The sequence below is a fragment of the Gordonia hankookensis genome (genome assembly GCF_014673215.1).
Classification (GTDB): Bacteria; Actinomycetota; Actinomycetes; order Mycobacteriales; family Mycobacteriaceae; genus Gordonia; species Gordonia hankookensis.
Genome location: NZ_JACWMS010000005.1, coordinates 373411 through 391583 on the forward strand (window position 1 = coordinate 373411; position 18173 = coordinate 391583).

Annotated in this window: 18 protein-coding genes; 7 read left to right on the top strand and 11 right to left on the bottom strand. The window is 67.6% G+C overall.

Translation table 11 applies throughout. The features are described from left to right. Positions 1 to 17 precede the first annotated feature (17 nt). Positions 18 to 311 carry a phosphopantetheine-binding protein gene (locus IDF66_RS22220; RefSeq protein WP_190268637.1) on the bottom strand — a complete coding sequence of 98 codons (294 nt, stop codon included), beginning with the start codon at positions 309 to 311 and terminating at the stop codon, positions 18 to 20. Positions 312 to 461: 150 nt separating this feature from the next. Further along, positions 462 to 2039 (bottom strand): (2,3-dihydroxybenzoyl)adenylate synthase, encoded by a 1578-nt coding sequence (locus IDF66_RS22225; protein ID WP_164309641.1) that lies wholly within the window; start codon positions 2037 to 2039, stop codon positions 462 to 464. A gap of 24 nt (positions 2040 to 2063) precedes the next feature. On the opposite strand from IDF66_RS22225, the gene IDF66_RS22230 reads away from it, so the two are divergent. The 3 genes from IDF66_RS22230 (at position 2064) to IDF66_RS22240 (ending at position 4439) form a co-directional block, all read left to right on the top strand. Next, a complete protein-coding gene (locus IDF66_RS22230; protein ID WP_190268638.1) occupies positions 2064 to 2762 on the top strand; it encodes an isochorismatase family protein in 699 nt (232 codons plus the stop codon). Further along, complete coding sequence (locus tag IDF66_RS22235; protein ID WP_190268639.1) at positions 2759 to 3487, top strand: SDR family oxidoreductase; 729 nt, start codon at positions 2759 to 2761, stop codon at positions 3485 to 3487. Before IDF66_RS22230 ends, IDF66_RS22235 begins: the two co-directional genes overlap by 4 nt. 112 nt (positions 3488 to 3599) lie before the next feature. After that, positions 3600 to 4439, top strand: coding sequence for a DUF5995 family protein (locus tag IDF66_RS22240; protein WP_190268640.1), 840 nt, complete (start codon positions 3600 to 3602; stop codon positions 4437 to 4439). A 21-nt stretch (positions 4440 to 4460) separates the two neighbouring features. Here the strand turns inward: IDF66_RS22240 and meaB are convergent, their stop codons facing one another. From meaB to IDF66_RS22255, 3 genes are read right to left on the bottom strand one after another with little or no spacing between them, the layout of a single operon-like run. Further along, positions 4461 to 5495, bottom strand: coding sequence for a methylmalonyl Co-A mutase-associated GTPase MeaB (gene meaB, locus IDF66_RS22245; protein ID WP_164309637.1), 1035 nt, complete (start codon positions 5493 to 5495; stop codon positions 4461 to 4463). After that, on the bottom strand, positions 5495 to 7786 hold the full coding sequence (scpA, locus tag IDF66_RS22250; protein WP_190268641.1) for a methylmalonyl-CoA mutase: 2292 nt from the start codon (positions 7784 to 7786) through the stop codon (positions 5495 to 5497). Before scpA ends, meaB begins: the two co-directional genes overlap by 1 nt. Beyond that, positions 7783 to 9702, bottom strand: a complete 1920-nt coding sequence (locus tag IDF66_RS22255; protein WP_190268642.1) for a methylmalonyl-CoA mutase family protein — start codon at positions 9700 to 9702, stop codon at positions 7783 to 7785. Before IDF66_RS22255 ends, scpA begins: the two co-directional genes overlap by 4 nt. Before the next feature lie 127 nt (positions 9703 to 9829). Between IDF66_RS22255 and IDF66_RS22260 the strand changes: the two genes are divergently transcribed. The 3 genes from IDF66_RS22260 (at position 9830) to IDF66_RS22270 (ending at position 11910) form a co-directional block, all read left to right on the top strand. Next, positions 9830 to 10600 carry a TVP38/TMEM64 family protein gene (locus IDF66_RS22260; protein ID WP_387999540.1) on the top strand — a complete coding sequence of 257 codons (771 nt, stop codon included), beginning with the start codon at positions 9830 to 9832 and terminating at the stop codon, positions 10598 to 10600. Between the two features lie 114 nt (positions 10601 to 10714). Further along, positions 10715 to 11320, top strand: coding sequence for a hypothetical protein (locus tag IDF66_RS22265; protein WP_190268643.1), 606 nt, complete (start codon positions 10715 to 10717; stop codon positions 11318 to 11320). Further along, the gene (locus IDF66_RS22270; protein WP_164309633.1) at positions 11317 to 11910 is read left to right on the top strand and encodes a hypothetical protein; all 594 of its coding nucleotides are present in this window, start codon (positions 11317 to 11319) and stop codon (positions 11908 to 11910) included. The genes IDF66_RS22265 and IDF66_RS22270 overlap by 4 nt, the downstream gene beginning before the upstream one ends. Before the next feature lie 27 nt (positions 11911 to 11937). Here IDF66_RS22270 and IDF66_RS22275 read toward each other — a convergent pair whose 3' ends face one another. The 3 genes from IDF66_RS22275 to IDF66_RS22285 all read right to left on the bottom strand — a co-directional run bounded on the left by IDF66_RS22275 (position 11938) and on the right by IDF66_RS22285 (position 14467). After that, on the bottom strand, positions 11938 to 13137 hold the full coding sequence (locus IDF66_RS22275; protein WP_190268644.1) for an SPFH domain-containing protein: 1200 nt from the start codon (positions 13135 to 13137) through the stop codon (positions 11938 to 11940). A gap of 7 nt (positions 13138 to 13144) precedes the next feature. After that, on the bottom strand, positions 13145 to 13573 hold the full coding sequence (locus IDF66_RS22280) for an NfeD family protein (RefSeq protein ID WP_190268645.1): 429 nt from the start codon (positions 13571 to 13573) through the stop codon (positions 13145 to 13147). 63 nt (positions 13574 to 13636) lie between these two features. Further along, positions 13637 to 14467: a DUF3097 domain-containing protein gene (locus IDF66_RS22285; protein WP_317628815.1), complete on the bottom strand. Its 831-nt coding sequence runs from the start codon at positions 14465 to 14467 to the stop codon at positions 13637 to 13639. A gap of 90 nt (positions 14468 to 14557) precedes the next feature. Here IDF66_RS22285 and IDF66_RS22290 point away from each other — a divergent pair, with 90 nt between their 5' ends. Beyond that, positions 14558 to 15370: a hypothetical protein gene (locus IDF66_RS22290; protein ID WP_190268646.1), complete on the top strand. Its 813-nt coding sequence runs from the start codon at positions 14558 to 14560 to the stop codon at positions 15368 to 15370. A 60-nt stretch (positions 15371 to 15430) separates the two neighbouring features. On the opposite strand, the gene IDF66_RS22295 is transcribed toward IDF66_RS22290, so the two are convergent. The 3 genes from IDF66_RS22295 to fabG1 are packed head-to-tail and all read right to left on the bottom strand — an operon-like array spanning position 15431 to position 18142. Then, positions 15431 to 16537 (bottom strand): ferrochelatase, encoded by a 1107-nt coding sequence (locus IDF66_RS22295; RefSeq protein ID WP_190268647.1) that lies wholly within the window; start codon positions 16535 to 16537, stop codon positions 15431 to 15433. Then, the gene (gene inhA, locus IDF66_RS22300) at positions 16537 to 17370 is read right to left on the bottom strand and encodes an NADH-dependent enoyl-ACP reductase InhA (RefSeq protein ID WP_164309627.1); all 834 of its coding nucleotides are present in this window, start codon (positions 17368 to 17370) and stop codon (positions 16537 to 16539) included. Before inhA ends, IDF66_RS22295 begins: the two co-directional genes overlap by 1 nt. A 40-nt stretch (positions 17371 to 17410) precedes the next feature. Next, positions 17411 to 18142 (bottom strand): 3-oxoacyl-ACP reductase FabG1, encoded by a 732-nt coding sequence (gene fabG1, locus IDF66_RS22305; RefSeq protein WP_161059149.1) that lies wholly within the window; start codon positions 18140 to 18142, stop codon positions 17411 to 17413. Positions 18143 to 18173 lie beyond the last annotated feature (31 nt).

Genomic DNA, 18173 nt, shown 5'->3' on the forward strand with positions numbered 1-18173 from the left:
TGGCCACAGTGGAGGGGTCATCTGTGCACCTCCTCGGTGGCGCCGGCCGCCGAAGCCGCGTTCGGCGCCGGGTCCGCCGCGAGCTCACGAACCCATGTGCCGACGATCGGATCCGATGCCAATGCCACCAGATCGGCCTTGACTGCTCCGGCAGCCCGCCAGCGTTCGACCAGTGACATGAGCCGGATCGAATCGAGACCGATGTCGAGGACATTGGTGTCGTCGCCGATCTCCTCGACAGGTATCTGCAGGATCTCAGCGATGTCCCCGATGATCCCTTCCCTGCTGAGTGTCGAACGATTGGTCGCCATAGGCTGATCTCCTCATCTCCGCCATCGCCGGGATGGCCTCTGTTCCGGGTCATCGCAGATCTCGCACGGCGGGTGCCGAACGCTGCCGAAGACGTCGACAATGCTTGGGCCGACCTCTTTTCGGGTGCGGTCGGCGTGCGCCGGGAACCCCTATCCGGCGAGAATGGCACGCAGCTTCTTGCGGCTCACCTTGCCCACCCCGGTCTCCGGGAACTCCTCCACCACCTTGACCGAGTCCGGCAGTTTCCATTCGGCGAGGCCCGCGTCGCGGACAAATCGCCGGATCACGGCGAGACTCGGCGGTTCGGCCGGGTCGGTCGCAATGACGTAGGCACAGGTGCGTTCGCCGAGGTACGGGTCCGGGACAGCGACGACGATCGCGTCCCACACACCCGGATGCGCCAACAACTGCTCTTCGAGCTGCTCGGCCGACACCTTCTCGCCGCCACGGTTGACCCGGTCGCCGCCACGGCCGCGGACCACCAGGTTGCCGTACTCGTTCAATTCGACGACGTCGCCGGTGCGATACCAGCCGTCGGCTGCGAACGAATCCTTGCCCGCACCGGCCCAGTAGCCTCGAATCGTGTACGGGCCCTGGGTCTCCAGGAACCCCGGTCCGACGTCCACCGGTTCACCGTGCTCGTCGACGACACGCAATTGATCGGCATCGGACATCGGTCGCCCCTGAGTCGTGCAGATCTCGTCGATCGGATCATCGAGGCGCGTGTAGCAGACCAGGCCCTCCGCCATCCCGAACACTTGCTGAAGCGTGACACCGAGGGCGGGGCCGATCCGACGGGCCAGCTCGTCCGGACAGCGTGCGCCGCCCACCTGGATGGTGTCCAGCGACGAGATGTCGAACGCGGCACCCCGTTCGGCTGTCTCGGTCCACAGTCGTGCGAGAGGCGGCACGAGTCCCGTCATCGTCACCCGTTCGCGCTCCACCAGCTCCCAGGCGACCGACGGCGTCGGGGACGCGGCCAGCGCGACAGTCCCGCCGGCACTCAGGGCCCCGAGGATGCCGGGCGAACTCATCGGGAAATTGTGCGCGACCGGAAGTGCCGCCAGATAGACCGTGTCCGCGGTGACCCCGCAGATCTCATTGCTGCGCCGCACGCTGTAGAGGTAATCGTCGTGGGTGCGCGGGATCAGTTTCGGGACGCCGGTGCTGCCGCCCGACAGTTGCAGGAATGCTAGCTCGGACGGATCCGCGCGACCGTGGTCGACCGGCTCGGCGAAGAGCGACTCCAGATCGTCGACATCGACGAGGTGTTCGACGGAATCGACTTGTGCCGCAACGGCCTCGGCGAGCGCCCGATGGTCGAAGCCCTCATGGGCACGCGGCGAGATGATCGCCACCGCGCACGCAGAGCGTGCGATCCCGACCAGTTCCGCCTCGCGGTGTGCGGGCAACCCGAATACCGGGATGGCACGCACCCGGAACACGGCGAATACGGCTTCGACGAAGGCAACCTGGTTGGGGATCTGCAGCAGGACGCGATCATCCGGGCGAATGCCCAACGCCGCCAGGCCCGCCGCGAGCCGACTGACCCGGTCATCGAGGTCGGCATAGGTGAGTCGACGCGCTGCGTCCACCACCGCGATCCGGGGCCCGGTCGCCGGATCGCCACCGCGCGAGCGCAGCATGTCGTCGAAGGTCTCTCCGCGCCAAAGTCCCTGGGCACGGTAATGATCGGCGAGTTCGGGGGGCCATGGCGAAACATCCATAGAAGGTGAGGCTACCCTAAGGGAGTGCCGATTCCTTCAATCAACCCCTACCAGATTCCCCGTGGACCGTTCCCCCGTCGCGTGAACTGGACACTCGAGGCTCCGCGCACCGCGCTGCTCATCCATGACATGCAGCGGTACTTCATCGACGCCTACGAGGTGGAGCAGGAACCGATGGCGACGGCCTTACCGAACATGGTCCGGATCCGTCAAGCGTGCCGACGCGCCGGCGTCCCGGTCGTCTACACGGCCCAGCCGGGTGACCAGCATCCCTCGCGACGTGGCATTCTCGCCGACTTCTGGGGCGTCGGGCTCGACGCGGGTCGCGACGAGGAGATCATTCCGGAACTCGACCCACGCCTCGGCGACATCGAGGTCACCAAGTGGCGCTATTCCGGCTTCCAGCGCACCGACCTCCGGCAACTGCTCGGCCATCACGGACGCGATCAGCTGATCGTCGTAGGCGTATACGCCCACATGGGATGCATGATCAGCGCCACAGAGGCCTTCATGAGCGACGTCGCACCCTTCTTCGTGGTCGATGCCATGGGCGATTTCACCCGCGAGGAGCACGAGATGGCGGCCGAGTACATCGGTAAGCGCGCCGGGTTGGTGGTGACCACCGATGAGATCGTCGCGGCCGTGCAGGCGACCGCGGCCGCCGGCGCCGTACCCACCGACGCCGCACCCACCGAATCGTTGACGAACGGATCGCCGCGGTGATCGACGCGAACGCCGCAGGCGTCGCCGGCATCGCGGGCCGCCGAGCGGTGGTCACCGGCGCGAACGGTGGTATCGGTCGCGCCGTCGTCGGTGCCCTCCGGGCCGCCGGCGCCGAGGTGGACGGGTGGGACGTCGACGGCCCGGGCATCCGGCCGGTCGACGTCACCGATCGGTCTGGCGTCGAAGCGGCGTGGCGCGCACACGAAGAGGACGTCGGACCGGTCGATCTCGTGGTCACCGCGGCAGGTGTCATGACCGACGACTGGGATCGCTGCATGGCCGTCAACGCCGGCGGTGTGAGACATGTGCTCGATGCGGCGGTCTCGGCGATGACACCGCGCGGTCGTGGGTGCGCCGTGGTCATCTCCAGCAATGCCGGCACCACGCCCCGCGCCGAGATGGCACCGTATGCGGCGTCCAAGGCCGCGGCCACGTCCTATGCGCGCAGCGTCGGGTTGGCAACGGCCTCCGATGGCCTCCGCGTCAACATAGTCTCACCAGGCTCCACCGACACCCCGATGCTCCGCGGCATGTGGTCGTCGACGACCGATCGGGATGCGGTGCTCGCGGGCGATCCTCATCGATATCGGCTCGGTATACCGTTGCAGCGCATCGCCGAACCCGCCGACATCGCTGCTGCCGTCGTCTTTCTGGCCTCGGATGCGGCACAACATGTCACGATGCACGATCTGCGTGTCGACGGGGGCGCGACGTTGGACATGTGATGCGGGTGCATGCAACGCAACGCACCCGGCCGGCGCTGGGACGCCGTCATCCCAGGAGATGAATTGTCTGACCACCATGCCGTCGAGGCGAACGGGCGGTCAGAATCGACGTATGCCGCGCCCACCGAGTCCACCGCCGCCGGTACCACCGGTCCGCACCATCGACGAGGTGGTCGCGGCCATCGACACGATCGTCTCATGGTCGGGCAGTGAATCGAGCCGGTTGGGATACTTTGCGGCGCTCTACAAACGCATCACACTTGCCGTGGGCGTCGCCATCGACGACGGCGTCTTCGATGATGGTCCGCGGATGGAGCGATTCGACGCTGTGTTCGCGTCCCGGTATCTCGACGCCGTGAACGGCCACTTTCATCCCGACCGGTTCCCGAAGCCCACCCGATCGTGGCGAAACACGTTCGCAGGCGCTGACCGATCCGATCCGATCATCCTGCAGCACATGCTGTCCGGCATCAACAGTCATATCGTCCTCGATCTCGGCATCGCCGCGGTGGAGACGGTCGGCCGCCGGAATCTGGTGTCACTGCGTAGGGATTTCGACACCGTCAACGCGGTGCTGGCCGGTCAGCTCAACGGTGTGGTGGAGGACCTCAACGAACTCTCCCCCGCGCTCGCGGACATCTACGCCACCTTTGCGCGACACCAGATCTTTCTGCTGAACGGGGCGATCAAGGGCTGCCGCGACAGCGCCTGGCGCTTCGCCACCGTGCTGGCACTGGAACCGGGCTTCCTCCGGCGCGCGACAATCACGGCCCGCGACCTGCAGGTGGCCCGTCAGTCCGCGCTCGCCTTCGATCCGCCCGGCCTGATCGGAGTGCTCGACCGCGCGGTGGTGGAGGTGGCGAGTCGCGAGAGTCGCGATGTGGCACACAACATCCGGGTGCTCGACGAGGTCGCGTCGTCGCCGTCCCGGATCGTCACCGAGCTCGACTGATCCGGGTCGACGGCTCGCCGCTCATGACGACGACGTCGGAGCGCTGTCGAATGCGTCGACGATCTGCTGCGCGGCGAGCGCGGGCGTCAGTTCGCCCGACCGGATCTGCTGTTCGACCTCGGCGCGGATCCCCTTGACCTCTGGACTCTCACCGAGGCGCGCCAGGACGATGTCGCGCACCATCGCCCACGTCCAGTCGATCTGCTGCTGATTACGCCGGGCCGCGAACTGCCCGGCGTCGGTGAGGGTCTGCTTGTGGCGGAGCACGGCGTCCCAGTACTCGGCGACGCCGACGTTCTCGATCGCGCTCATCGTCTGCACGGGTGGCACCCACAGGGCATCGTGCGGATAGATCAACCGCAGCGCGTTCTTGAGTTCGCGGGCCGCCCCCTTGGCCTCGGTGAGATGCTTCCCATCGGCCTTGTTGACCACCACCACATCGGCGAGTTCCAGGACGCCTTTCTTGATGCCCTGCAACGAATCCCCGGTCCGGGCGAGCGTCAGGAACGTGAAGGTGTCGACCATGTTCGCGACCGTCACCTCGGACTGTCCGACCCCGACCGTCTCCACGAGGACCACATCGAATCCGGCTGCCTCGAGCAGCACGATGCTCTCGCGGGTCGCCTTGGCCACGCCGCCGAGGGTGCCCGAGGTCGGCGACGGACGAATGTAGGCGTCTTTCGACATCGAGAGGCGCCCCATCCGGGTCTTGTCGCCCAGGATGGAGCCGCCGGTCCGGGTCGACGACGGATCCACCGCGAGCACCGCGACCTTGTGCCCCTGCTCGATCAGGTACATCCCGAGTGCCTCGATGGTGGTCGACTTCCCCACCCCGGGAACCCCGGTGATCCCGACCCGGAACGAGTTCCCCGCGTGTGGGGTCAGACGCAGCAGCAGCTCCTGGGCGGCCGCGCGATGATCCGGCCGTGCCGACTCGACGAGTGTGATGGCCCGGGCGAGGTCGGAACGCCGATCGGCCCGAACCGCCGCCTCGAGGGCGTCGACATCGATCGATCTACGCGCCGCCGTGGCCGGACCCGAGGGTTGATCGCCCATCACTCGCCGGCGACGCCGGCCAGCTCATGCCCCAGGCCGGCGGCCAGTTTCGTCACCAATTCCACTGCGGAATCGGCGATCACGGTTCCGGGCGGGAAGATCGCTGCGGCGCCTGCCTCGTGCAGCTCGGCGAAGTCGTCCGGAGGGATGACACCGCCGACCACGATCATGATGTCGGGACGCCCGACATCTTCGAGTGCCTGTCGCAGTGCGGGCACCAATGTCAGGTGCCCCGCGGCCAGCGATGAGACACCGACGACGTGCACGTCGTTGTCGGCGGCCTGCGCGGCAACCTCCTCCGGGGTGGCGAACAGCGGGCCCACGTCGACGTCGAATCCCAGATCGGCGAAGGCGGTGGCGATCACCTTCTGCCCCCGGTCGTGGCCGTCCTGTCCCATCTTCGCGACCAGGACGCGCGGACGACGGCCCTCCGCCTCACCGAACTGCCGGACGATCTCGGTCGCCGCGTCGACGTTGCTCACCTCGCCCGCCTCATGTCGGTACACCCCGCTGATGGTCTTGATCTCTGCCTGATGGCGACCATAGACCTTTTCCATCGCGTCGGAGATCTCGCCGACCGTGGCCTGATGACGAGCCGCCTCGATGGCCAGGGCCATCAGATTGTTCTCGAGGCCACCCTCGTCGGAGCCCGCTGCGCGGGTCAGGTCGGCAAGCGCCGCCTGCACGGCCGACTCGTCGCGCTCGGCGCGCAACCGCTTCAGCTTCTCCAGCTGCTCGGCGCGCACCTTGGAGTTCTCGACCTTGAGGACCTCGATCTCCTCGTCGACGTCGACCCGGTACTTGTTCACGCCCACGAGCGGCTGCTGGCCGGAGTCGATCCGGGCCTGGGTGCGGGCCGCGGCCTCCTCGATCCGCAGCTTGGGCAGTCCCTCGTTGATCGCCTGTGTCATGCCGCCGGCCTCTTCGACCTCGGCGATGTGCGCACGAGCCTTCTCCGCGAGCTGATGCGTCAGCCACTCGACGTAATTCGAGCCGGCCCACGGATCGATGGGGCGCGTGGTGCCGGACTCCTGCTGAAGCAACAGCTGCGTGTTGCGGGCGATGCGGGCCGAGAAATCCGTCGGCAGCGCGATCGCCTCGTCGAGGGCATTGGTGTGCAGCGACTGCGTGTGGCCCTGTGTGGCCGCCATCGCCTCGACACAGGTCCGTGCGACGTTGTTGAAGACGTCCTGAGCGGTCAGGGACCACCCCGAGGTCTGCGAATGTGTGCGCAGGGACAACGATTTCGCGTTGGTCGGCTCGAACTGTGCGACGAGCTCACTCCACAGCAGTCGCGCGGCGCGCAGCTTGGCGACCTCCATGAAGAAGTTCATGCCGATGCCCCAGAAGAACGAGAGGCGGGGCGCGAACTTGTCGATGTCGAGACCCGCGTCCAGCCCGGCCCGGATGTACTCGACACCATCGGCAAGGGTGTACGCCAATTCCAGATCGGCTGTCGCCCCGGCCTCCTGGATGTGGTACCCGGAGATCGAGATCGAGTTGAACTTGGGCATCTTCTGGCTGGTGTACTCGAAGATGTTGGAGATGATCCGCATCGACGGTTTCGGCGGGTAGATGTAGGTGTTGCGGACCATGAACTCTTTGAGGATGTCGTTCTGGATGGTCCCGGCGAGTTTCTCCGGCGGCACCCCCTGCTCCTCCGCGGCCACCACGTACAGCGCCAGAATCGGCAGCACCGCACCGTTCATGGTCATCGACACCGAGACCGATCCGAGGTCGATGCCGTCGAAGAGTTGCCGCATGTCGAGGATCGAGTCGATGGCGACACCGGCCATCCCGACGTCGCCGGACACCCGCGGGTGATCGGAGTCATAGCCGCGGTGGGTGGCGAGGTCGAAGGCCACCGACAGCCCCTTCTGTCCCGCCGCGAGGTTACGGCGATAGAAGGCGTTCGACTCGGCGGCGGTCGAGAACCCCGCGTACTGGCGGATGGTCCACGGCTGGTTGACGTACATCGTCGGGTACGGTCCGCGGACGAAGGGCGCCTCGCCGGGGATGGAATCCAGCGGATACGGGTGGTCGCCGTCGGTCGCGACGGCGTCGCGGTCCGCGCGGGTGTAGATCGGCCGGACGTCGATCTGTTCCGGTGTGCTCCAGGTGATCTCGTCGGCGGTCTGCCCCTGCGCCTTCGCCAGCCGGTCGATCGCGGCGTCGGCGGTCGGCGATTCGCCAGAGCCGGCTCCGGCGTCCAGGTCGACGTCGGCGAAACTGGGGATCGTCCCGAAGGGATCCACAGTCGAACTGGTCGGGCTCGGTTCGGTCTGGGTCATGATGTCGCTCCCGCTGGTTCATCGGTCAGCTGGTCGAGAAGGTCGCGCAGGATTGCCACCGCGTCGATACCGACCCGCAGCGATCCGTCCGGCCGGTCGTCTCCGTCGGGCCACTCCTTCTCGGGCCCGGCCAGCAGCACCGTGCGCAGACCGGCCGCGCGGGCGGCCTGCAGCGCGGTGGCGCCGTCGTCGGCATACCGCTGCTTGCTGCCGCAGATCACCGCGATCGATGTGTTCGCGTCTCCCGCTGCCACGGGGATGTCGTCGGCGGTCAAGGGTCCCGGGTTCACCACCGAGATACCTCCGGCGGCAAGAAGATTCGCGATGAACGTGGTCCGGCCGTTGTGCTCCGCCACGGATCCGAGCGGTAGCAGCAGAACGGTTGGCCGTCGGCCGGTGTCGGCGAGAACGGCGTCGGATCGATCGCGCAGTTCCTCGAACGAACGCCCGACCCGGGCGAGTCGCGGCGCCCCGAGCGGTACGTCGGTCGCGCCGGCCACGTCCGAACCCAAGGGCTTCTCGTCGAGATTCGGGAATTCGTTGACGCCGGTCACCGAGGTCCGACGATGGGCAACCGACTCCTCGCGATTGGCGAGGGAGGCGCCCACCCGGTCGGTGATCCAGCCGGAGTCGAGGGCGGGGCGGTACCCGCCCACCGATTCGATCTGGCCGAAGACCGTCCAGGCATTCGACGCGAGGTCGTCGGTGAGTGATTCGACGAACCAGGAGCCGCCGGCCGGATCCAGCACTCGGCCGATGTTGGATTCCTCGAGCAGCAGCAGTTGCGTGTTGCGAGCGATACGACGGGAGAACGACGCACTCGAGGTGCGGCTGCCGACCGGGATCGCGGCGTCGAATCCGAGGGCCGTGACCTGATCGGCACCACCGACACCCGCCCCGAACGAGGCGATCGTGGTGCGCAGCATGTTGACCCAGGGGTCACGCTGACTCTGCATGGCCAGGTCGGTGACGCCATGGGTGATCGCGGCCCCGGCCTCGGGGGCGCCGACCACCTCGGCCACCCGTGCCCAGACCTTGCGCAGCGCACGGAACTTGGCGATGGTCGCGAACTGATCGTCTCCCGCGGACACCGCGAAGGTGATCTGGCGCAGCGCATCCGCCGGCGACAGTCCGGCCTGGGTGAGGTCACGCAGGTGCGTGACGGCGGCCGCGATCTGCAGTGCCAGCTCGAGTCCGTTGTCGGCCCCCGCGGTGGCGAAATCCGTTCCGTCGACGCGGAATGTCCGGACGCCTGCCGGCAGATCTGCGGCCAGCGAGGTCGCCTCCGCGATATCGACTGTCGCGCGACCCGAGAAGGCAGCGGTCAACGGTGACAGACCGAGAGAGGTGATCGTCGAGGTCGTGGGCGCGATGGACTCGGGCGCGGCTGCCGCTGCCGCACAGACCGACAGCAGGGCCCGCGCGGAGGCGATGCCGTCGGCACCGGCGTCCAGGGTCACCGGGATCAGATCCAGATAGACGCCGTCGAGGACCGCGGCCAGGTCGTCGGGTGAGATGCCTGCGCCGACGTTCAACCACAGTCCGCTCGTGCCCTTGGACAGGGCATCGAGTACGGACTGATTGACGTCGGCGGCCGATGTCGAATCGTCACCGAATCGTTCGGTCACCCGCCAGCCCATGGTGACGTCGCGATCGGGGTCGGCACCCCGGACGAACGGGAACCCTCCGGGCAGGCCGGATTCCGCGTTCTCATCCCTGCGTGTGTACAGCGGACGGATCCGGAGTCCATCGAGAGTGGTGGTGGACAAGAGCTCTTCGGCCGAGGCCGGCAATTCCTCGACAGTGGACCGCCGGGACTTCGCCAAGACAGCGGCAGCGGCTTCCGACCAGGCCTGATAGGCCTCGTCGAGCGACCGGTCGGACCGATCGGATTTCGACGCAGTGGTCTGCGGCATGGGGCGTGACACCTCCGTGTTGCTCGGGTCGAGCGCGTACCCGACTTTAGCCGAACGCTCGCTCGGCTCTCACATCGAGGGCCGATCGTGACACATCCCACGGGTCGCGCCCGCGTAGTATTGCGCGGTGCCCACCGAGTCCCCCACGGTCCCCGACGACACGTCGGGATCACCGATCACCGATCTCGGGACGAGTGGCTCATCCCGTCCCGTCCGGCGCGGTGTCGATGCCCGCGTGATCCGCCGGGCACTGCTGCTGACCGCTGTCGTCGCCGTCGTCCTGGTGGGCTCCTACCTGATCCCGATGCCGTCGGTGGCGAGCGTGCGGACCTGGGGCGAGAGCCTGGGTCCGGCGTTCGCCTGGGTGTTCTTCGCCGCGTATGCGGTGGTGACGATCGCGCCGTTCCCGCGCTCGACCTTCACCGTGATGTCGGGCATCTTCTTCGGCCCGGTCGTCGGATTCACCGGAGCGATGATCGCCTCGACGGTGGCCGCGATCGTCGCCTTCTGGTTCGTCCGAACGGTGGGACGCGATCGTGTCCGGCCTTACCTGAAGAAGCCGGTGGTCCGCGCCGTCGAGTACCGGCTGAGCCGGCGGGGGTGGCTCGCGGTCGGTTCGCTACGTCTCATCGCGGCCTGCCCGTTCTCGGTGGCCAACTACTGCTCGGCGCTCTCCTCGGTGCGGTTCGTCCCGTACCTCGTGGCGACGGTGATCGGTATGGCCCCCGGTACCGCGGCAGTGGTCTTTCTCGGTGACGCCATGACCGGGCGGCGCGATCCACTTCTGCTGCTGCTCAGCGCGTGCTTCTTCGCCGTCGGCATCGTCGGCCTGATCCTCGACGCCCGGCTGCCGGTCAGCAGCTCCCGAGACGCGATCGAGACAAGTACGAGCCCTTGATCTCGCCGGATCAAGGCAATGACCCTCACATCGACGACTCTCACATCGACATAAAGCCAGAAGGCTTGATCTTGGCCTATCAAGCAGATAGCCTTGATAGTTGGAGGTGATTCGATGTTTGTCCTCACAGTCGATCAACGAGCCAGTCGACGCGACATCGATCGTGTGGACGGCCTCCTCGACGTCATGTCGAACGCCGATCTCCTCCGGCCGTTCGAGCGGACCGCTGGAGACGAGGTCCAGGCCGTCGCCGACGACGCCGCTGTGGTCGCGCGGCTCGCGGTGACGTTGGCCGCCGACGGTCACTGGAGCGTGGGGATCGGCGTGGGACCCGTGGCACTGCCTCTCCCCTCCTCCACACGCGCGGGCCGCGGGCCTGCATTCGAATATGCGCGGGAGGCCGTGGACTCCGCCAAGAACCAGCGGGTCCCGCTGTCCATCCGGGGTACGGACGACACCTGGTCCCGTCATGCCCAGACCGCCGCGCGTCTGCTCGCCGACGTCGTCGCCGCACGCAGCGAACCCGGCGCCGAAGCCGTCCGGGTGATGCACACCGGGGTGACACAGGCCGACGGGGCGGCCCGGCTCGGCATCACGCCACAGGCGATGTCCCAGCGCTTGCGGAGCGCCCGTTGGGACATCGACGACGACGCCCACATCTTGCTGACCGAACTCCTCAGGAGGGCAGACATGACCGACAGCTCAGGCGGGACCGCGTGACCGCTGCCGCCATCGCCGTGTTCGTCGCGGCCGCGCTGATCCCGATCGTGCCCGTAGTACTCCGCGGCCACGACGTCGGCGGCGTCGCCCGACGGCCTCGGGCGGCGATGGTGCTCGACGGGGTCACCGCCGGCGCGATGATCGCGCTCGCCGGAACAGCCGCGATCATCGCGACGACCACCGGCCCGGCGCGGGGCGCGGGCCTGGTGATCACCACCTGCGCCGCGATGGCGGCCGCGGTCGGCGGCGGCGGCTTCGTGGTGCGCGTCGTCCTGTGGACCGGTGGCGTGAGCCCACATCGCGCATCCGGTGAGAACACCGACCCCACCACGCGTCCCGACGACGACGCGCCCGAGTCCGGACCGCTGCGAGGTGGCCGGGTCATCGGCTATCTGGAACGAGCGACCGTCGCGGCCACCCTCCTCGCCGGATGGCCCGAGGGGCTCGCGGTGATCCTCGCCGTCAAGAGCCTCGCCCGCTTTCCGGAACTCCGCGCCCCGCACGCGAGCGAGCAGTTCATCATGGGAACGTTTGCGTCCGTTCTCTGGGCTGCGTCGATGTCCGGGGTCTGCTACCTCGTCGTCCACTGAGACGCCCGCACATAGGGAAGGAGCCTCTCACTCGGACGGGGAAGGTGACCGCGTCTGCTCCGCAGCGTCTCCCGCCGGCGGATCCGTCGGCGCCTCGTAGGACAGTTCGCGGGCGACCCGCGACGTCACCTCCGGGGAAACCGGTTTCCGGGCGACCGCCTCGGCCTCGGCGACGGCCTGCGCCACTTTGGGATCCGAGGCCAGCGAGAACCAATCCTCGGTCTCGGACTCGTCGATGGCGCTCGGCTCGTCGTCGCTCGGCGGTTCGTAGCGGAACACCCCGTCGTCGCCCTGCACGCCGAAGGACTTCGCGAAACCCTGGAGTGCCGAACCGAAATCGGACGGGATGACCCACACCTTGCTCCCCTCGCCCTTGGCCATCTCCGGAAGCTGTTGGAGATACTGATAAGCCAGCAGTTCCGGGGTCGGTTTACTCGCCTTGATCGCTGCGAACGTCTTCTCGATCGCCTTCGCCTCACCCTGAGCGTTCAGGTATGCCGCGGCGCGGTCACCTTGGGCCCTCATGATCCGCGACTGCCGCTCGCCCTCCGCGCCCAGGATCACCGCTTGTTTGGCACCCTCGGCCGCCAGGATCTGGCTCTGCTTGTTGCCCTCGGCGGTCTTGATGGCCGACTCACGCTGGCCTTCCGCGGCGAGGATGGTCGCCCGCTTCTCGCGGTCGGCCTTCATCTGCTTCTCCATCGACTCCTGGATCGACGGCGGCGGCATGATGCTCTTGAGCTCGACCCGGGCAACCCGCAGGCCCCAGCGTCCGGTGGCCTCGTCGAGGACGCCGCGCAACTGACCGTTGATGGAATCCCGCGACGTCAGCGTCTCCTCGAGGGTCATCCCTCCGACGACGTTCCGCAGAGTCGTGATGGTCAGCTGTTCGACGCCGACGATGTAGTCGTCGATCTCATAGACCGCCGACCGCGGGTTGGTGACCTGGAAGTAGACGACGGTGTCGATCGAGAGGGTGAGATTGTCCTCGGTGATCACCGGCTGCGGCGGGAACGAGACCACCCGCTCACGGATGTCCACGCGGGCGCGAATCCGGTCGACGAACGGCAGCAACAGCGTCAGTTGGCCGGACACCGTGCGCGTGTAGCGGCCGAGCCTCTCGATGACGGCGGCCTCCGCCTGCGGGATGATGGCCACGGATTTCACCAGCATCACCACGACCAGCAACACCACCAGCGCCAATACGATCAATCCGGCGTACTCCATGATCACGTCATCCCTTCCACACGACCGCGGTGGCACCATCGATCTGCACCACGGTCACCTCGATGCCCGGTTCGATGACCTCGCCCGGGTTGAGTGCACGCGCCGACCACACGTCACCGCCGATCTTCACGCGGCCGTCGTGCTCGTCCACACGCGCGGTCACCAACGCGTGACGGCCCTCGAGAGCTTCGGTGTTGGTGAGGACCGGCGGCCGGCTGAGCATGTGTCGACGCGCGACCGGTCGGGCGACCGCCAGCAACAGCACGGAGACGACCGCGAAGGTGACCGCGTCGACCCAGAGCGGAGGATCGAACACGAGATCCACGCCTGCCGCGGCCAGCGCGCCACCACCGAGCATGAGCAGCACCAGATCCCCGACGAACATCTCGGCGATCACCAGGAGAATCGCGGCAACCAACCACAACAGTGCGGTCATGACTCCAGTGTGCCAGAGATCACGCAACGGGCCGGCGGCCCGAAACGGCGGGGCGCCACGGTGTCAGGCGTCGTCGGCGGCCGCGGTGACGAAATCGATCAGTTCCTCAACCGACCTCAGGAGATCCACCTCGAGGTCGCGGAAGTCACGCGCCCCGGCCAGGACTCGTCGCCACCCATCCTGCGGTGTGCCCCAACGCAACTCACGACAGACGCCGGTCTTCCAATCGGTGCCGCGGGGAATCTGCGGCCACGCCTTGATCCCGACGGACGCGGGTTTCACCGCTTCCCACACGTCGATGTACGGGTGTCCGCAGACCAGGACGTGCTCTCCCACCGATCCGGTCAGTCGCATCTCCTTGGACCCGGCGACCAGGTGGTCGACGAGGACGCCTGCCCGCCGGTGGGCCGCGGGCCCGAATGCGTCGAGTGTCGCGGCCAGGTTGTCCAGCCCGTCGAGACTCTCCACCACCACGCCCTCGGCCCGCAGATCGGCACCCCAGACACGTTCGACGAGGGTTGCGTCGTGCACCCCTTCGACGAAGATCCGGCTCGCACGCGCGGTTCGGGCGCGCGCCGCGGGGGCGATGCGGGACCCGGACGCGGTCGTGGTGCGGGCCTGCGGGCCGCGGGTCCGCGGACGGACCAGGGTCACCGGCTTACCGTCGATCAGAAACGCCGCCGGGTGCATCAGGAACACGCGCGTCGCACCGCGCCGGTCCTCCAGCCGGACGAGGTCGCCCGAGTAACTCTTCTCCAGCCCGACGACCGCGCCGCAGAAACCGCTGGCCGCATCCTCGACGACGAGGTCCCGCTCGGCGGCCACCTCGGGAGCACGCGGTTTGGCCTTCCGCGGACTCGCCAACACATCACGTCCATAACGGTCATCTGTCACGGTGAGCCACCGTAGGACGTCGACAGTGCGAACCATTCGAGCCACGCCGGGTTTCCCGGAATCCGACCGCTCGCCTATCGTGGAAAACCTATGACCAGCACCGACCTCTTCGTCTCCGGCCCACCCGCCTGGCCGGGCTGTGCGCTGGGCGCATGGGCTGCGGCCTGGCTTGCCGGTCGCTGCGCACCGGATGACGTGATCGACACCATGTCCGAGTTCGCCAACCGACACCTCGTCGTCGACCCCGACGCGATCGTCGACGTCGCAGGCGACAGCGACGCACGACTCGGCCTGCTGACGGTCCTCCGTCGAGCCCGGCAGATCGAGGTGAGACTGCCGACATCGGGTGCCCCGCAGGGCCTTCCGCCGGATCCCGCCACCACCGCGGGTCTCGAGGTAGGCGAGATCCTGCTGATCCACGGTGATGTCACGTCGTCATCGACCATCGGGCTGACCCCGACGCTCGACGGCGACACCTGCCGGTGGACGATCCATCGTTTTCGCAGCGAGGTGCCGATCGTGCGGCCCGAGCCGTTGGGGCAGGTGGAATATGAACTGCGCGAGGCGATCCGGGAGACGGCGACGATCATCGGTGGACTCGGGAGCGCGGGTGGCCGGTCCGGTGGCGCCGAGTTGCGCACCACCCTCACCGCCCTCACCGCGCGACATCAGGTGATCTTGCCGCCGCACGACGACATCCGGGCCACCCGGGTGATCGACTCCGCCGCCCAGGTCGAGGCGATCATCACCTTGGCCGGGGCGCACGCCCCCACGTTCGGCGTGACCGCGCGCCACGTCGAGACCGGGGACTCACGCCTGAGACGGCTGTCGGGTCTCGCGCGCGCAGCCCGGGCGGCCGCGGTCAACCGGGTCATCGTCGAACACCTGCCTGCCGATCGCTGACGCCGCAGGCCGGACTCACGGACGCCCCAGAGGATTCGCGCACCGGCAGTACGGCTGCGATCAGGCCGAAACCGGCCGTGGACGCGCGACCGGGACACAGCAGTCCGGCCGGCACACCCGTCCGTTGTCACCACAGCCCATCGCGGTCTGATCACCCCGGCCGTCGACATACCGCTCGACGAGATCGGCGATCATCTCGACGAACCGCGGGTCGGTTCCGACCGTGTCGGCGCGCACGTAGTCGAGACCGAGTCGCCCAGCCACCTCGGCTGCCTCGTTGTCGAGATCCCAGATCACCTCGAGATGATCGGAGATGAACCCGACCGGGAACACCACCACCTGCCGAACACCTTGTTCGGCAATGGTTTCCAGGTGATCGCAGATGTCGGGTTCGAGCCACGGAACCTGAGGTGGGCCGGAACGCGACTGCCAGACCTGATCGAAATCGCGGCAGCCGACGGCGTCGGCCACCGCCGACGATGCCGCGTACACCTGTGCCGAATACCGCCCACCGCCCTCGGCGGCCGGGCCTGCGGCCCGATCCGCCGACTCCGGGACCGAATGCGCGGTGAACACCAGACGCGGCTCGACACCGGCCGACGGTAACTGCGCCCGCGCCCGACGGACCGCGTCGGCACCGGCCGCGATGACCGCCGGTTCGTCCCAGTACTGCGGCAGTTTCCGCAGCACCACCGGATCCTCTATGCTCGCCGGCTCCGACGCGGCCAGCGCATCGATCGCCCGGGCAATGTCCTCGTGATACTGACGGCAACCCGAATAGCCGGCCCAGGCCGAGGTCGGGAACACCAGTATCCGTCGATGCCCGTCGCGATAGATCCGTGCGAGGGTGTCCTCGATCATCGGATGCCAGTTGCGATTACCGAAGTAGACCGGCAGTTCCCGACCGCGGTCGGTGAGCGCAGACCGCAGCGCGCCGATCATCTCCAGGTTGAGGCGATTGATCGGTGAGACGCCGCCGAAGTGGAGGTAGTGTTCCGCGACCGCCTCGAGGCGCTCACGCGGGACGCCCCGGCCACGAGTGACGTTCTCCAGGAACGGCATCACATCGTCGGGTCCGTCCGGTCCGCCGAAGCTCAGGAACAGGACCGCGTCGAAGCGCGTCGAGGCGGCCGCACCGACCGGCGATGAATACGCTGACGCGTCCACTAGCCCGCGAAGTTCTCCGGGAACCAGGTGTTGTGGCTCGCACCGCCGTCGACGTACACGATCGAACCGGTGGTGCCCGGCAACCAGTCGGAGAGCAAGGCGCACACCGACTTCGCGACCACGGTCGGGTCGTCGACGTCCCATCCGATCGGCGATGCACCGTCCCAGTAGGTGTTGAGCATGGTCAACTGTTTGGCGTCATCGGTTGCGGTGCCGGCAATCGCCTTGGCCGCGAGCGTCTTGATCGGGCCCGCCGCGACCAGATTCGATCGGATCCTCTTGGCGGTACCGACCTCGCGGGCCACATAGCGGTTGACCGATTCGAGCGCGGCCTTGGCGACGCCCATCCAGTTGTAGTACGGCAACGCCGTGCGTGGATCGAAGTCCATACCGACGATCGAGCCACCCTCGTTCATGGCGGGCAGGACCGCCCGGGCGAGCGAGGCGTAGCTCCATGCGGAGATCTCGAAGGCCTTGGCGGCGTCCGGGCCCGGACCTTCGAGGAACGGCACGGCCTCCGGTCCCATCAGGGTGCGGGGCGCGAAGGCGATCGAATGCATCACACCGTCGATGCCTTCGGGCGCGAGCTCCCTGACCTTGTCGGCCAAGGCGTTCAGGTCGTCCTCACTCGTGATGTCGAGCCCGATCGCCGGCGGCACCTCCTGAGGCAGTCGCTTGGCGATCCGATCGATCAGCCTCAGTCGCTCCGGGATGCCGGTGATGATCACCTTGGCGCCCTGCTCCTGTGCCATCGCCGCCGCATGGAAAGCGATCGAGGCATCGGTGATGATGCCGGTGATGAGGACGGTCTTGCCGTCGAGAATTCCTGTCACGATTCGCTCCTGAGGTGTCTGGTGGTCCGAGGTGAGAAGGTCAGTTGCCCATGCCCATGCCGCCGTCGACCGGGATCACCGCGCCGGTGATGTAGTTGCCCTGGTCGGACGCGAGGAAACTGATGGTCGCGGCGACGTCCTCCGGCTGGCCGACGCGGCCGAGCGGGATCGCCTGCTTGGCCATGTCCACGTAGCGGTCCTCCATCGCGGCGGTCATGTCGGTCTCGATGAAACCCGGTGCCACGACATTCGCGGTGATGTTGCGCGAGCCGACCTCGCGGGCGATCGATCGAGCCATACCGATGAGGCCCGCCTTGGACGCTGCGTAATTGACCTGCCCTGGAATGCCCGACATCGCGACAACCGAGCCGAGGAAGATCATGCGGCCCCACTTGGCGCGCTGCATACCCTTGGTGGCCCGCTTGGCACAGCGGAAGGCCCCGGTGAGGTTGGCGTCGATGACCTTCTCGAAGGATTCCTCGCTCAGCCGCATCAGCAGCATGTTCTCGGTGATACCCGCGTTGGCCACCAGCACCTCGACCGGACCCTGGTGCTCGGCGACCTCGTCGAAGGCGCGCTCCACCGATTCGTTGTCGGTGACGTCGCACTGCACACCGAACAGACCGTCGGGTGCACCCGAACCGCGGTGCGTCACCGCCACCTTGTGGCCGTCCGCGGCCAGGCGGCGGGCGACCGCGAGACCGATCCCGCGGTTACCGCCGGTCACCAGGACCGACCGGGAGACCTGCTGAGCTTCGTTGCTGTCTGCCATGGTGGCCAACCTATCCGTTCGTCACTGTTCT